This window comes from Kitasatospora sp. NPDC041917, from assembly GCF_055589745.1.
The window spans coordinates 284,057-297,722 of record NZ_JBVJBI010000007.1; the positions used below are offsets into that span (position 1 = coordinate 284,057).

The window sequence follows — 13,666 nt, forward strand, 5'->3', positions numbered from 1 at the left end:
CGGAAGATCCCGGACGGCGGCGGGCCGCCGGAGCCGCCCAACTGTGTTTGCCTACATCATCCGCAGGATCATCGCGGCGGCGATTTTGCTGCTGGTCGTCAGCGTGGTCACCTTCGCGATCTTCTTCCTGCTCCCGCGACTCGCCGGAGAGACGGCCGACCAACTGGCCGCCCAGTACATCGGGAAGAACCCGTCGCCCGAGGCGATCGCCGCGGTCAAGCAGAACCTCGGCTTCGACCAGCCGCTGTACACCCAGTACTGGCACTTCCTCAAGGGGCTGGTCAGCGGTGCCGAGTACACGTTCGGCCCGGAACCGGCCACCTGTCACGTGCCCTGCTTCGGCTACTCCTTCAAGAACCACCTGGAGGTCTGGCCCGAGCTGACCAAGCGGATCCCGGTCACCATGTCGCTCGCCGCCGGTGCGGCGGTGCTCTGGCTGGTCTCCGGCGTCGCCACCGGCGTCGTCTCCGCGCTCAAGCCGCGCTCGATCTTCGACCGGCTCTCCATGGGCGTCGCGCTCGCCGGCGTCTCGCTGCCGGTCTTCTTCACCGGCGCGCTGCTGCTCACGCTGTTCAGCTACGAGTGGCCGATCCTGGACAACCTGCAGTACGTGAACTTCACCGACAACCCGCTGATGTGGGCCCGCAACCTGATCCTGCCCTGGATCTCGCTGGCCTTCCTCTACTCCGCGCTCTACGCCCGGCTCACCCGCGCCGGAATGCTGGAGACCATGAGCGAGGACTACATCCGCACCGCCCGGGCCAAGGGCCTGGTCGAGCGCAAGGTCGTCACCCGGCACGGGCTGCGCGCCGCGCTCACCCCGATCGTCACGATCTTCGGCATGGACCTCGGGCTGCTGCTCGGCGGCGCGCTGATCACCGAGCAGGTCTTCTCGCTCCAGGGCGTCGGCCAGTTCGCCGTCCAGGCGATCTCCGACAACGACCTGCCCAAGATCCTCGGCGTCACCCTGCTCGCCGCCTTCTTCATCGTCGCCTGCAACCTCGTGGTCGACCTCCTGTACGCCCTCGTCGACCCCCGGGTGAGGCTCTCGTGACCGACCTCCAGAAGTCCCCGGCGGACGCCGCGCAGACCCCGTCGGGCGACCCCTTCCTCTCGGTCCGCGACCTGCGGATCCACTTCGACACCGACGACGGCCTGGTCCGCTCGGTGGACGGGGTCAGCTTCGACCTCCACAAGGGGCGCACCCTCGGCATCGTCGGCGAGTCCGGCTCCGGCAAGTCCGTCACCTCGCTGGGCATCATGGGCCTGCACCGCTCCAAGCGGGCCCGGATCAGCGGCGAGATCCGGCTGAACGGCGAGGACCTGATCGCGGCCGGCCCGGACCGGGTGCGCCAACTGCGCGGCCGCGACATGGCGATGATCTTCCAGGACCCGCTGACCGCGATGCACCCCTACTACACGGTGGGGCAGCAGATCGTCGAGGCGTACCGGGTGCACCACCCCCAGGCCTCCAAGAAGCAGGCCAGGGCCCGGGCGATCGAGATGCTCGACCGGGTCGGCATCCCGCAGCCCGACCGCCGGGTGGACGACTACCCGCACCAGTTCTCCGGCGGCATGCGCCAGCGCGCCATGATCGCCATGGCACTGGTCAACGACCCCTCGCTGCTGATCGCCGACGAGCCCACCACCGCCCTGGACGTCACCGTCCAGGCGCAGATCCTGGACCTCATCCGCGACCTCCAGGAGGAGTTCGGCTCCGCCGTCATCATCATCACCCACGACCTCGGGGTGGTCGCCGAGCTGGCCGACGACATCCTGGTCATGTACGGCGGCAAGTGCGTCGAGCGCGGCCCGGCCGAGACCCTCTTCGACGCGCCCGAACACCCCTACACCTGGGGCCTGCTGGGGTCGATGCCGCGGTTGGACCGGGAACTCCAGGACCGGCTGGTGCCGGTCAAGGGCACCCCGCCCAGCCTGATCAACGTGCCGTCCGGCTGCGCCTTCCACCCGCGCTGCCCGTACGCCGACCTGACCGGCGGGCGCTCCACCGGCGAGCTTCCGGTGCTGGCCGAGGCCGCGCCCGGGCACTTCGCGGCCTGCCACCTGGCGGCCGACGAGCGGCACCGCATCTTCGCCGAAGAGATCGCGCCCCGGCTGTGAGCCCGGCCTCGTACCACCTTTCTGGAGAGAACCGATGACGGACACTCAGGCGGCCACGATCCCGTCGCCGGCACCCGCCCCCGGCCGCGAGCCGCTGCTGAAGGTGGCCGGCCTGACCCGGCACTTCCCGATCCGCGGCGGGCTGCTGCGGCGCCAGACCGGCGCGGTGCGGGCCGTCGACGGCATCGACTTCACGGTCAACGCCGGCGAGACCCTGGGCGTCGTGGGCGAGTCCGGCTGCGGCAAGTCGACCATGGGCCGACTGGTCACCCGGCTCGACGAACCGACCGGCGGGACCATCGAGTTCGAGGGCACCGACATCACCCACCTGGGCGTCGGGGCGATGCGGCCGCTGCGCCGCGACATCCAGATGATCTTCCAGGACCCGTACTCCTCGCTGAACCCCCGGCACACCGTCGGCACCATCGTCGGCGCGCCCTTCAAGCTCCAGAACGCGGTGCCGGAGGGCGGGCTCAAGAAGGCCGTCCAGGAACTGCTGGAACTGTGCGGGCTCAGCCCCGAGCACTACAACCGCTACCCGCACGAGTTCTCCGGCGGCCAGCGCCAGCGCATCGGCATCGCCCGGGCGCTCGCGCTGAAGCCGAAGATGATCGTCGCGGACGAGCCGGTCTCCGCGCTGGACGTCTCGATCCAGGCGCAGGTGGTCAACCTGCTGGACGACCTCCAGCAGGAACTCGGGCTGACCTACCTGATCATCGCGCACGACCTCTCGGTGGTCCGGCACGTCTCGGACCGGGTCGCGGTGATGTACCTCGGCAAGATCGTGGAGATCGCCGACCGGGACTCGCTCTACCGCAGCCCGATGCACCCGTACACCAACGCGCTGATGTCCGCCGTGCCCGTCCCCGACCCGCGCCGCCGCCAGCGCGCGGGCCGCGAGCGCATCCTGCTCAAGGGCGACGTCCCCTCGCCGATCAACCCGCCCAGCGGCTGCCGCTTCCGCACCCGGTGCTGGAAGGCGCAGGACGTGTGCGCGAGCCAGGAGCCGCCGCTGACGGTGCTGGCGACCGGGCACCAGGTGGCCTGCCACTTCCCGGAGAACGCTCCGGAGAAGGCGTCGGCCGGCGCCACGGCCTGAGGCCCTCGCACGTACGCAGGAGGCCGCCCGCCCCCGGACTTCCGGGGACGGGCGGCCTCTTGGCGGTCCGCGCCTCAGACGCCGGCGGCCGGCTCCGGCTCCGGCACGCGCGGGCCCGGGGCGGCCGCGGCGAGCGGCGTCGGGGCGGGGGCCGGGAAGCGGCGGTCCAGCGCCCGGACCGCCCTGCGGCCCAGGTTCTGGAACGGGATCTCGACCAGCCGGTACGACAGCCAGGCGAGCACCACGACCGCCCCCAGGTAGCCGAGGGTGAGCGCGGCCTGCCCCTTCGGCCCGACGATCGGCGGGTAGTCCCGCAGTTTCCAGCCGAGGAAGTACATCAGCGGGCCGTGCAGCAGGTAGACCGAGAAGCTGATCGTGCCGAGCCCGCTGAGCCAGCGCGGGAAGCGGCGGCGGCGCAGCAGCATGGCGGCCGCGAACAGGGCCCAGGCGGCCAGGTAGGCGGACGAGAAGGACTCCCACGAGGGCGTCCAGGTGTGCCGGAGCGCCGTGTCGCGGTTGTACAGGTAGCCGACCGTGACGCCGGTGACGATCACGAAGCCGCAGCAGAGCAGGGCCGGAAGCCGATCGAGCAGGCCGTGCTCCAGCCGGTACAGCACGGTGCCGGCGAACATGGTCGCGAAGATCAGCATGGTCTCGAAGCCGGTGGTCCGGTTGTTCAGCGTGATCAGGACCAGGCCCAGGCCGCCGAGCAGCAGCGCGCCCCAACGGGTCAGGTCCGGGCGGGCGGTGGCGATGCAGGCCGCCGCCATCAGCACCACGATCCCGGCCGCCGCCACCAGGTGCCCGGTGGCCGCCAGGTCCACCGAGATCCCGCCGATCGGCAGCCAGGTGCCGAGGACCAGGGCGACGGACGCGAAGCCGACCGCGATCGGCGCGCTGTGCCGGTGCCACCCCCGCACGAACAGGGCGCACGCGAAGGAGTAGAAGACCATCTCGTAGGTGAGCGACCACATCACCCCGATGGTGCTGGGCACCCCCAGCAGGTCCTGGAGCAGCAGGCCGTTGGCGGCGAGCGACAGCACCGGGTGGTCGAAGGGGAAGCTCTGGACGATCTGGCCGCTGCGGGGCAGCACCAGCAGACTCGCCACCACCGTGACGACCACCGCGGGGTAGATGCGGAAGAGCCGTCCCGTCCAGAACGCCCGGACGTCGCCCCGGCGTTCCAGCGAGGCCGGGATGATGTACCCGCTGACCAGGAAGAACAGCATCACGCCGAAGAAGCCGAGGTCCAGGTGGCGCGGCACCCCGCCCGCGTGCGGGATCTTGCCGAGCAGCCCGAAGTGGTGCATGGCGACGGCGAGGGCGGCGATGCCGCGCAGCGCGTCGAGCCAGCCGAGCCGGGCGGAGGCGGGGGAGCCCGGCGACCCGGGCGGTTTCGACGACCGGGTCGGCGTGGGCGACTTCGGCGGCTTCGGCGGCGGCTTCGGGGCTGACCCGGGCTTCGCGAGCTTCACAGGCGGAGGCTAGCCGAACCGGTTCGGCCCCACGGCGCACAAGGGGTTGGCCGCCGTTCCGGCGGTGCGTTCGGATCCGGAGCACGGACGTTCGATGGAACACCTGCGCGAATCAGGTACATATGGACGGTGACATCCCAGCTCTTCCCGACCGACGTGCAGCAGTCGCTGGACCTCGTCGGCATCTTCGTCTTCGCCCTCTCCGGGGGCCTGCTCGCCGTCCGCAAGAACATGGACATCTTCGGGATCTGTGTGCTGGCCGAGGTCACCGCCCTCGGCGGTGGCGTGATGCGCGACCTGGTGATCGGCGCCACCCCGGTCGCCGCGTTCACCAACCTCGGCTACTTCGTGACCCCGCTGGCCGCCGCGCTGGTGGTGTTCTTCCTGCACCCGGAGGTCGAGCGGATCAACCGGGCCGTGCAGACCCTGGACGCGCTCGGGCTCGGGCTGTTCTGCGTGACCGGCACCGCCAAGGCCCACGATTTCGGGCTCGGCGCGGTCGCGGCGATCGCGCTCGGCATGGTGACCGCGGCCGGCGGCGGCGTGATCCGCGACGTGCTGGCCGGGGAGATCCCCTCGCTGCTGCGCTGGGACCGGGAGATCTACGCCGTCCCGGCCCTGGTCGGTGCCACCCTGGTCGCGCTGCTGATCGGCGCGGACCGCCTCACCGGCATCACCGGAACCGCGGCCGCGCTCACCGCCTTCGGGCTGCGGATGCTCGCGCTGAAGTACGGCTGGCGTGCCCCGCGGGCCTGGCACCGCAACGGTTCTCGCACCAGCGAGGAGTAGGCGAGCCGCCGTACGCGAGCGAGATCGCCTCGGCCGTGCAGAGCAGTTCCGGCACCATCCGGGCCAGTTCGCCGGGCGGCACCTCGCTCGCCGGGGCGCTCAGCGCGCAGGCCGCGACCGTCCGTCCGCCGCTGCCCGCGACCGGCGCGGCCACGCAGGTCACCGGCTCCCGGTGCTCGCAGGACTCGGCCGCCCAGCCCCGGCGGCGCACCGCCGCCAGCTCGGGCTCCTCGGGGACGCCGTCCGCCGACAGCCCGGCGAGCAGCACCCGGCCGACCGCCGTCCCGTCCACCGGGGCCCGGCGCCCGATCCGGGACGGCTCGGCGCCCGGCAACCCGGCCACCTCGTCCAGGTAGAGCACCTCGCCGTCGTGCAGCACGGCGAGCCGGACGGTGTAGCCGCAGCGGGCGTTGAGCGCGGCCAGGTACGGCGCGGCGACCTGCCGGACGTCGAAGTCCTCCAGCGCGCGGTGGGCCAGCGAGAGCACCCGGCCGCCCAGCCGGTAGCGCAGGTCCGGCTGGCGGCGGGCGAAGCCGTGCTCCTCCAGGGTGCGCAGCAGCCGCAGGGCGGTGGACTTGTGCACCCCGAGGCTGCTGGCGGCCTGCTCCAGCGAGAGCGGCGCGTCGCCGAGTGCGTCGAGCAGGGTCAGCGCGCGGTCGACCGACTGCGACATGGCGTTTCCTGTGGATCCGGCTGACTGATGGCGTCAGGCTAACCGCTGGGTGGCTCAGTGGTACAAACCACTGCCGGACGCGGCCGTCCGGCAGTGGTGCGTCCGCGGTGCGCCGCGCCCGTGGTTCGTCCGCGGTGCGTCCGGGCCGGTGCCGGCCGGTGCCGGCCGTGAGTGGCTGGAACTGCCCCGCCCCGGAACCCCCTGAGGTGCCGCGCTCTACAATCGGATGGTTATGCCATACCTGGACCATGCGGCGACCACGCCGATGCTGCCCGAGGCGATCGCCGCGATGACGGCGCACCTGGGGGTGGTCGGCAACGCCTCGGCCCTGCACGCGGCCGGCCGCCGGGCCCGCCGGGTGGTCGAGGAGTCCCGGGAATCGCTGGCCGAATCGCTGGGCGCCCGCCCCAGCGAGATCGTGCTCACCGGCGGCGGCACCGAATCCGACAACCTGGCGGTCAAGGGCCTGTACTGGGCCCGCCGGGACGCAGACCCGGCCCGCACCCGGGTGCTGTGCAGCCCGGTCGAGCACCACGCGGTGCTGGACGCGGTGCACTGGCTCTCCGAGCACGAGGGCGCCGAGGTCGAGTACCTGCCGGTGGACGGGTACGGCCGGGTGCACCCCGACGCGCTGCGGTCGGCGATCGAACGCGACCCGGCGTCGGTGGCGCTGGTCACCGTGATGTGGGCCAACAACGAGGTCGGCACCGTCCAGCCGGTGCGCGAACTGACCACCGTGGCGGCCGAGTACGGCATCCCGGTGCACGCCGACGCCGTGCAGGCGCTCGGTCAGGTCCCGGTCTCCTTCGCCGAGTCCGGCCTCACCGCGCTCACCGTCACCGGGCACAAGATCGGCGGCCCGTTCGGCATCGGCGCCCTGCTGCTCTCCCGGGGCGCCGCGCCCGTACCGCTGCTGCACGGCGGCGGGCAGGAACGCGACGTGCGCTCCGGCACCCTCGACGCCCCCGGTTCGGCCGGCTTCGCGGCCGCCGCGGCGCTCGCCGTCGAGCGGCGGGCCGAGCACGCGGTCACGCTCGGCGCGCTGCGGGACGAGCTGGTGGCGTCGGTGCTGGCCGCCGTACCGGACGCGATCCTCAACGGCGACCCGTCGGCCGAGGGCCGGCTGCCCGCCAACGCGCACTTCTCCTTCCCCGGCTGCGAGGGCGACGCGCTGCTGATGCTGCTGGACGCCCAGGGCATCGAGTGCTCGACGGGCTCCGCCTGCTCGGCCGGGGTGCCGCAGCCCAGCCACGTGCTGCTCGCGATGGGCGTCGACCCGCTGCTGGCGCGCGCCTCACTGCGGTTCTCGCTCGGGCACACCTCGGTGCCGGAGGACGTCACGGCGCTGGGGAAGGCCATCGGGCCGGTCGTCGAGCGGGCGCGCAACGCGGGGCTGGCGTCGGTGCGGCGCTGATCTCGGCTCCGGGAACAGGCGGGCCACCCCGTACCCTTGTTGCCATCATGACTGACTTCCCGGGTGCCCCGACCGCTCCGTCCACCGGCCGTCTGCGCGTGCTCGCGGCGATGTCCGGCGGAGTCGACTCCGCCGTCGCCGCCGCCCGCGCCGTCGAAGCGGGGCACGAGGTGACCGGCGTCCACCTGGCGCTCTCCGCCAACCCGCAGTCCTTCCGGACCGGCGCGCGCGGCTGCTGCACCATCGAGGACTCCCGGGACGCCTGGCGGGCGGCCGACGTGATCGGCATCCCCTTCTACGTCTGGGACCTCGCCGAGCGCTTCCGCGAGGACGTCATCGACGACTTCGTCGCCGAGTACGCGGCCGGGCGCACGCCCAACCCGTGCCTGCGCTGCAACGAGAAGATCAAGTTCGCGGCGCTGCTGGACAAGGCGATCGCGCTCGGCTTCGACGCCGTCTGCACCGGCCACTACGCCCGGATCGTCGACCTGCCGGACGGCTCGCGCGAGCTGCACCGGGCCGTGGACGGCGCCAAGGACCAGTCCTACGTCCTCGGCGTGCTCGACGCCGACCAGCTCGCCCACTCGCTCTTCCCGCTCGGTGACACCACCAAGGAGGAGATCCGGGCCGAGGCCGAGCGCCGCGGCCTGGCCGTCGCCAAGAAGCCCGACAGCCACGACATCTGCTTCATCGCCGACGGCGACACCCAGGGCTTCCTGGCCCAGCACCTCGGCACCGCCACCGGCGACATCCTCGACGTCGACGGCACCAAGCTCGGCGAGCACGACGGCGCGTACGGCTTCACCATCGGCCAGCGCAAGGGCCTGCGGATCGGCCGCCCGGCGGCCGACGGCAAGCCGCGCTACGTGCTGGACATCTCCCCGGTGAACAACACCGTCACGGTCGGCCCGGTCGAGGGCCTCGACGTCACCGGGCTGACCGCCATCCGCCCCCGCTGGTGCGGCACCGAGCCCCTGGCGGACGGCCGCTACACCGCCCAGCTGCGCGCCCACGGCGAGGAGGTGCCGGTGAGCGCCTCGGTCGTCGACGGCGAGCTGCGGGTGGAACTGGACACCCCGGTGCGGGGCATCGCCCCCGGCCAGGCCGTGGTGATCTACGACGGCACCCGTGTCGTCGGCTCCGCCACCATCGCCACCACCGAGCGCCCGGCCGTCACCGCCTGAGCCCGCCCCGCGCCCGGCGAGGAATCCCCGGTGAAGTCTCGCCGCGGGGCGTGATAGACCGGACGGCACTATGAATATCTCTGTCTTCTGCTCCGCGTACTCGCTCGACGACCGCTACTCCGCCCCCGCCGCGGAGTTCGCCCGGCTCCTGGGGGAGGGCGGGCACACGCTGGTGTGGGGCGGCTCGAACGCCGGGCTGATGGGGCTGCTCGCCGACGAGGTGAAGGCGGCGGGCGGCAGGCTCGTCGGCGTGATGGTCGAGATGCTGCGGCACAAGGCGTACGTCGGCGCCGACGAGCTGGTGTGGACGGCCGACCTGCCGGAGCGCAAGGCCGAGCTGGCCTCGCGGGCGGACGCGATCGTCGTGCTGGTGGGCGGGCTGGGCACCCTGGACGAGGTCACCGAGGTGCTGGAGCTCAAGAAGCACGGGATGTTCGACAAGCCGGTGGTGGTCCTGGACACCGAGGGCTTCTACGCGGGCCTGCGCACCCAGATGGAGCGGATGGACGCCGAGGGCTTCCTGCCGCGCCCGCTCGCCGAGCTGATCACCTTCGCGGACACGCCCGCCGAGGTTTTCGCCCAGCTCAAGGCCTGATTGGATCACGACCATGGCTGCACATCTGATCACTGGCGCCGGCTCCGGCATCGGCGCCGTACTCGCCGAGCGACTCGCCGAGCGCGGGGACGAGCTCTGGCTGCTGGCCCGCGACGCCCGTCGGGCCGCCCAACTGCGCGAGCGCTTCCCCGGGGCCCGCACCCTCGTCGGGGACCTCGGCGATCCGGGCAAGCTGTCCTGGGCCTTCGGCCACCAGCAGCTGCCGGTCGAGCTGGACTCCCTCCTGCACGTCGCGGGCACGGTCGAGCTCGGCCCGGTCGGCGACCTGACCCCCAAGGCCTGGCAGGAGACGCTGAACGTCAACCTCGTCGCCCCCGCCGAGCTGACCCGCCTGCTGCTGCCGTCGATCCGGCTGGTCAAGGGCCATGTGCTCTTCGTGAACTCCGGCGCGGGCCTCAACGCCCACGCCGAGTGGTCGGCGTACGCGGCCAGCAAGCACGGCCTCAAGGCGCTCGCCGACGCGCTGCGCCACGAGGAGCACGCCAACGGCGTCCGGGTCACCTCCGTCTACCCGGGCCGCACCGCCACCGCGATGCAGGTGAAGGTGCACCAGCAGGAGGGCAAGGAGTACGACGCCGGCCGCTGGATCGAGCCCGCGTCCGTCGCCAGGGCGATCCTCGCCGCCCTCGACGCCTCCCGGGACGCGGAGATCACCGACATCACCGTCCGCCCCGGGCGGTAGCGCGCCGCACGGGAAGTCGGCCGGTCCGACTTTCCGTGCGCGCACCGGATGTCGACCCGGCCTCCGCGTGCCCGGCGGCCCCGGTACCGAGCCCCGCGCCCGGCACCGGGGCCGTCCGGCTGAGTAGGCTCGGGCGGGTGAGCACCCCACACACCTTCCCCGACCTGCGCGGCGCCGCCACCGGCGTCGGTTCGCTGCCCGGCACCGACGCCCGGGAGGCCGCCAAGACCTCCACCGGGGCACTGGAGCACCTGCCGTTCCTGCCCGAGCTGCCCGCCCGCGGGCCGGGCGCCGACATGATCGGGCGCGGCGCCGGCCTGCTGGTCGAACTGTTCGCGCAGACCGAGCCGAGCGGCTGGCGGTTCACCGACCGTCCGGGCCGGGACACCCGGCGCGCCCACTCCTGGCTCGGCGAGGACCTGGACGCGCTGGAGGAGTTCACCCAGGGCCACCAGGGCGCGCTCAAGGTCCAGGCCGTCGGCCCCTGGACGCTGGCGGCGAACATCGAGCTCAAGCACGGCGAGAAGGCGCTCGCCGACCCCGGCGCGTGCCGCGACATCGCCGGCTCGCTCACCGAGGGCCTGCGCCGCCACCTCGCGGACGTCCGCAGGCGGGTGCCCGGCGCCGAGGTCGTGCTGCAGCTGGACGAGCCCTCGCTGCCCGCCGTCCTGGCCGGGTCGGTGAAGACCGCCAGCGGCTTCCAGCGGCTGCGCGCCGTCGACCGGCAGGTCGCCGAGGAGGTGCTGCGCGAGGTGATCCGGAACCTCGACGCGCCCGTGGTGGTGCACAGCTGCGCGCCGGACGTCCCGGTCCCGCTGCTGCGCCGCGCCGGGGTGGCCGGGATCTCCCTCGACTTCTCGCTCCTCACCGAGCGCCAGGACGACGACCTCGGCGAGGCCGTGGAGGGCGGCACGACGATCCTCGCCGGTGTCGTCCCCGCCACTGACCAGGCGGTGTCCGACCCTGCCGGTAGTGTCCAGGGTGTCAGGACCTTGTGGCGCAGGCTCGGGTTCGCCCCGGAGCTGCTGGGCCGCCGCGTGCTGGTGACACCGACCTGCGGGCTGGCCGGGGCCTCCCCGGCGTACGCGCGCAGGGCGCTGTCGTCCGCGGTGCGGGCGGCACAGAGCCTGGTGGACAACCCGGAATGAGAGTGCAGGAGGGCTTGCGGTGACGGCTGTCGAGGGCTGGGAGGACGTCCCGGCGGAGGTGCGCGGGCGGCACGCCGAGCTGGCGCAGGAGATCACCGACCACCGGGCCCGGTACTACGAGCAGGACGCGCCGGTCGTCAGCGACGCCGAGTTCGACGCGCTGATGCGGGAGCTGGAGGGGATCGAGGCCGAGCACCCGGCCCTGGTCACCCCGGACTCGCCGACCCAGAAGGTCGGCGGCGCGGCCACCGGGCTGTTCGCCGAGGTCGAGCACCGCGAGCGGCTGCTCAGCCTGGACAACGCGATGGACGACGAGGAGCTGTCCGCCTGGGCCGAGCGGGTCGCCACCGAGCTGCAGGGCATCGACTACCACTACCTGTGCGAGCTCAAGGTGGACGGCCTGGCCGTCAACCTCACCTACGAGAACGGCCAGTTGGTGCAGGCGGCGACGCGCGGCGACGGCCGGGTCGGCGAGGACATCACCCCCAACGTCCGTACCATCAAGGAGATCCCGCACCGGCTCAAGGGCGAGAACATCCCGGAGCTGGTGGAGATCCGCGGCGAGGTCTACTTCCCGACCGAGGAGTTCGACGCGCTCAACGCCTCCTTCGCGGAGGAGAACGAGCGCCGCCGGCAGGAGAACGAGGAGCGCGCCAAGGAGGGCAAGCGGCCCCGGGCGCTGATCCGGCTGTTCATGAACCCCCGCAACGCCGCCGCCGGTTCGCTGCGCCAGAAGGACCCGCATGTCACCGCCTCCCGCCCGCTGCACATGGTGGTGCACGGCATCGGCGCCCGGGTGGGCTTCGACATCGACAACCAGTCGCACGCCTACCGGCTGCTGCACGACTGGGGCCTGCCCACCGCCCGCCACAACCAGGTGGTGAAGACGCTCGCCGAGGTGCGGGCCTTCATCGCGCACTTCGGCGAGCAGCGGCACTCGGTCGAGCACGAGATCGACGGCGTCGTGGTGAAGGTGGACGAGATCGCCCTGCAGGGCCGGCTCGGCGCCACCTCCAAGTCCCCGCGCTGGGCGATCGCCTGGAAGTACCCGCCGGAGGAGGTCACCGGGAAGCTGGCCGAGATCAAGGTCGGCATCGGCCGCACCGGCCGGGCCACCCCGTACGCGGTGCTGGCCGAGCCGGTGAAGGTGGCCGGCTCGATGGTGCAGTACGCGACGCTGCACAACCAGGAGGTCGTCAAGGCCAAGGACGTGCTGCTCGGCGACACGATCGTGCTGCGCAAGGCCGGCGACGTCATCCCGGAGATCCTCGGCCCGGTCTACGACCTGCGGGACGGCACCGAGCAGGCCTTCGTGATGCCCTCGCACTGTCCGGAGTGCGACAGCGAGCTGCGGCCGATGGCCGAGGGCGACATCGACCTGCGCTGCCCGAACGCGGAGCGCTGCCCGGCCCAGATCCGGGAGCGGATCGCCTTCCTCGGCGGGCGGCAGTGCCTGGACGTGGAGGGGCTGGGCTACGTCGCGGCCACCGCGCTGACCCAGCCGCTGGAGCCGGCCGAGGCGCCGGTGCGGAACGAGGCCGACATCTTCCGGCTGACGCGGGAGAAGCTGCTGCCGATCAAGGTGCTGGTCCGGGACCCGAAGACCGGCATGCCGAAGCTGGACGACAGGACGGGCAAGGAGAAGGAGGTCTTCTTCTTCGCCACCACCAAGGGCGAGCCGAAGAAGTCGCTCCAGGCCCTGATCGACAACCTGGGCGTGGCGAAGGGGCGGCCGCTGTGGCGGTTCGTCAACGGGCTGTCGATCCGGCACGTCGGTCCGGTCGCCGCGCAGGCGCTGGCCCGGGAGTTCCGCGATCTGACGAAGATCTTCGAGGCGAGCGAGGAGCAGCTGGCGGCCGTCGAGGGGGTCGGCCCGACCATCGCCCGCTCGATCCGGGAGTGGTACGCGGAGGAGTGGCACCAGGAGATCCTCCGGAACTGGGAGGCGGACGGCGTCCGCTTCACCGAGGAGTTCGCGGACGAGGAGGAGGCGGAGCGCCCGCTGGAGGGCCTGACCGTGGTGGTGACCGGCACGCTGGCCGGCCACACCCGGGACGGTGCCAAGGAGGCGCTGACCTCGCGTGGAGCGAAAGTGACCGGTTCGGTTTCGAAAAAGACCGATTTTGTGGTCGCTGGTGACAACCCTGGGTCCAAGTACGACAAGGCTGTTCAGCTCGGCCTGCCGGTCCTGGACGACGCCGGGTTCGCCGTCCTGCTCGCCGACGGGCCGTCCGCCGCCCGTGCCCACCTGGGGCTTCCGGAGCCGGAGGAGGCCGGGGAGGCGAAGAAGGAGCCCGTCGAGGACTGACCCGGAGCGGACCCGAGCGGTCGGTGACCGGATCGGTGTTGTTATCGTCCTGATGCAACGTCACCGGGTGCCGCACAGTGAAAGCGGGCATTGTGTCACTGTGCGGCACCCGAGAGCGGTGGCGCGTTTCCGGTTGTCCGAAAGTCTGCCCACCGGG

The 13,666-nt window shown here is 72.5% G+C and carries 12 protein-coding genes; 10 read left to right on the top strand and 2 right to left on the bottom strand.

Annotated features, from left to right (window positions below):
• Nucleotides 1–43 precede the first annotated feature (43 nt).
• Genes ACZ6EM_RS11630 through ACZ6EM_RS11640 form a run of 3 tightly spaced genes read left to right on the top strand, consistent with a single transcriptional unit; the run spans nucleotide 44 to nucleotide 3,220 of the window.
• Nucleotides 44–1,054, top strand: a complete 1,011-nt coding sequence (locus ACZ6EM_RS11630) for an ABC transporter permease (RefSeq protein WP_452176988.1) — start codon at nucleotides 44–46, stop codon at nucleotides 1,052–1,054.
• The gene (locus tag ACZ6EM_RS11635) at nucleotides 1,051–2,121 is read left to right on the top strand and encodes an ABC transporter ATP-binding protein (RefSeq protein ID WP_359901503.1); all 1,071 of its coding nucleotides are present in this window, start codon (nucleotides 1,051–1,053) and stop codon (nucleotides 2,119–2,121) included. The genes ACZ6EM_RS11630 and ACZ6EM_RS11635 overlap by 4 nt, the downstream gene beginning before the upstream one ends.
• 34 nt (nucleotides 2,122–2,155) lie before the next feature.
• A complete protein-coding gene (locus tag ACZ6EM_RS11640; protein WP_380538127.1) occupies nucleotides 2,156–3,220 on the top strand; it encodes an ABC transporter ATP-binding protein in 1,065 nt (354 codons plus the stop codon).
• A 74-nt stretch (nucleotides 3,221–3,294) separates the two neighbouring features.
• On the opposite strand, the gene ACZ6EM_RS11645 is transcribed toward ACZ6EM_RS11640, so the two are convergent.
• Entirely contained in the window at nucleotides 3,295–4,695 is a 1,401-nt protein-coding gene (locus tag ACZ6EM_RS11645; protein WP_465772296.1) for an acyltransferase family protein, read from the bottom strand.
• A gap of 129 nt (nucleotides 4,696–4,824) precedes the next feature.
• On the opposite strand from ACZ6EM_RS11645, the gene ACZ6EM_RS11650 reads away from it, so the two are divergent.
• A complete protein-coding gene (locus tag ACZ6EM_RS11650; protein ID WP_380538123.1) occupies nucleotides 4,825–5,484 on the top strand; it encodes a trimeric intracellular cation channel family protein in 660 nt (219 codons plus the stop codon).
• On the opposite strand, the gene ACZ6EM_RS11655 is transcribed toward ACZ6EM_RS11650, so the two are convergent.
• On the bottom strand, nucleotides 5,390–6,157 hold the full coding sequence (locus tag ACZ6EM_RS11655) for an IclR family transcriptional regulator (RefSeq protein WP_359901515.1): 768 nt from the start codon (nucleotides 6,155–6,157) through the stop codon (nucleotides 5,390–5,392). The genes ACZ6EM_RS11650 and ACZ6EM_RS11655 overlap by 95 nt on opposite strands.
• 232 nt (nucleotides 6,158–6,389) lie before the next feature.
• On the opposite strand from ACZ6EM_RS11655, the gene ACZ6EM_RS11660 reads away from it, so the two are divergent.
• The 6 genes from ACZ6EM_RS11660 (at nucleotide 6,390) to ligA (ending at nucleotide 13,509) form a co-directional block, all read left to right on the top strand.
• On the top strand, nucleotides 6,390–7,571 hold the full coding sequence (locus ACZ6EM_RS11660; RefSeq protein ID WP_465772297.1) for a cysteine desulfurase family protein: 1,182 nt from the start codon (nucleotides 6,390–6,392) through the stop codon (nucleotides 7,569–7,571).
• A gap of 47 nt (nucleotides 7,572–7,618) precedes the next feature.
• Nucleotides 7,619–8,755, top strand: a complete 1,137-nt coding sequence (gene mnmA, locus ACZ6EM_RS11665; protein WP_465772298.1) for a tRNA 2-thiouridine(34) synthase MnmA — start codon at nucleotides 7,619–7,621, stop codon at nucleotides 8,753–8,755.
• A 70-nt stretch (nucleotides 8,756–8,825) separates the two neighbouring features.
• A complete protein-coding gene (locus ACZ6EM_RS11670) occupies nucleotides 8,826–9,350 on the top strand; it encodes an LOG family protein (protein WP_380538116.1) in 525 nt (174 codons plus the stop codon).
• 13 nt (nucleotides 9,351–9,363) lie between these two features.
• On the top strand, nucleotides 9,364–10,053 hold the full coding sequence (locus tag ACZ6EM_RS11675; protein ID WP_401046168.1) for an SDR family oxidoreductase: 690 nt from the start codon (nucleotides 9,364–9,366) through the stop codon (nucleotides 10,051–10,053).
• A gap of 137 nt (nucleotides 10,054–10,190) precedes the next feature.
• Nucleotides 10,191–11,201, top strand: a complete 1,011-nt coding sequence (locus tag ACZ6EM_RS11680) for a methionine synthase (RefSeq protein WP_380538112.1) — start codon at nucleotides 10,191–10,193, stop codon at nucleotides 11,199–11,201.
• A 19-nt stretch (nucleotides 11,202–11,220) separates the two neighbouring features.
• The gene (ligA, locus tag ACZ6EM_RS11685) at nucleotides 11,221–13,509 is read left to right on the top strand and encodes an NAD-dependent DNA ligase LigA (RefSeq protein ID WP_401046165.1); all 2,289 of its coding nucleotides are present in this window, start codon (nucleotides 11,221–11,223) and stop codon (nucleotides 13,507–13,509) included.
• The last annotated feature ends 157 nt before the right edge of the window (nucleotides 13,510–13,666 follow it).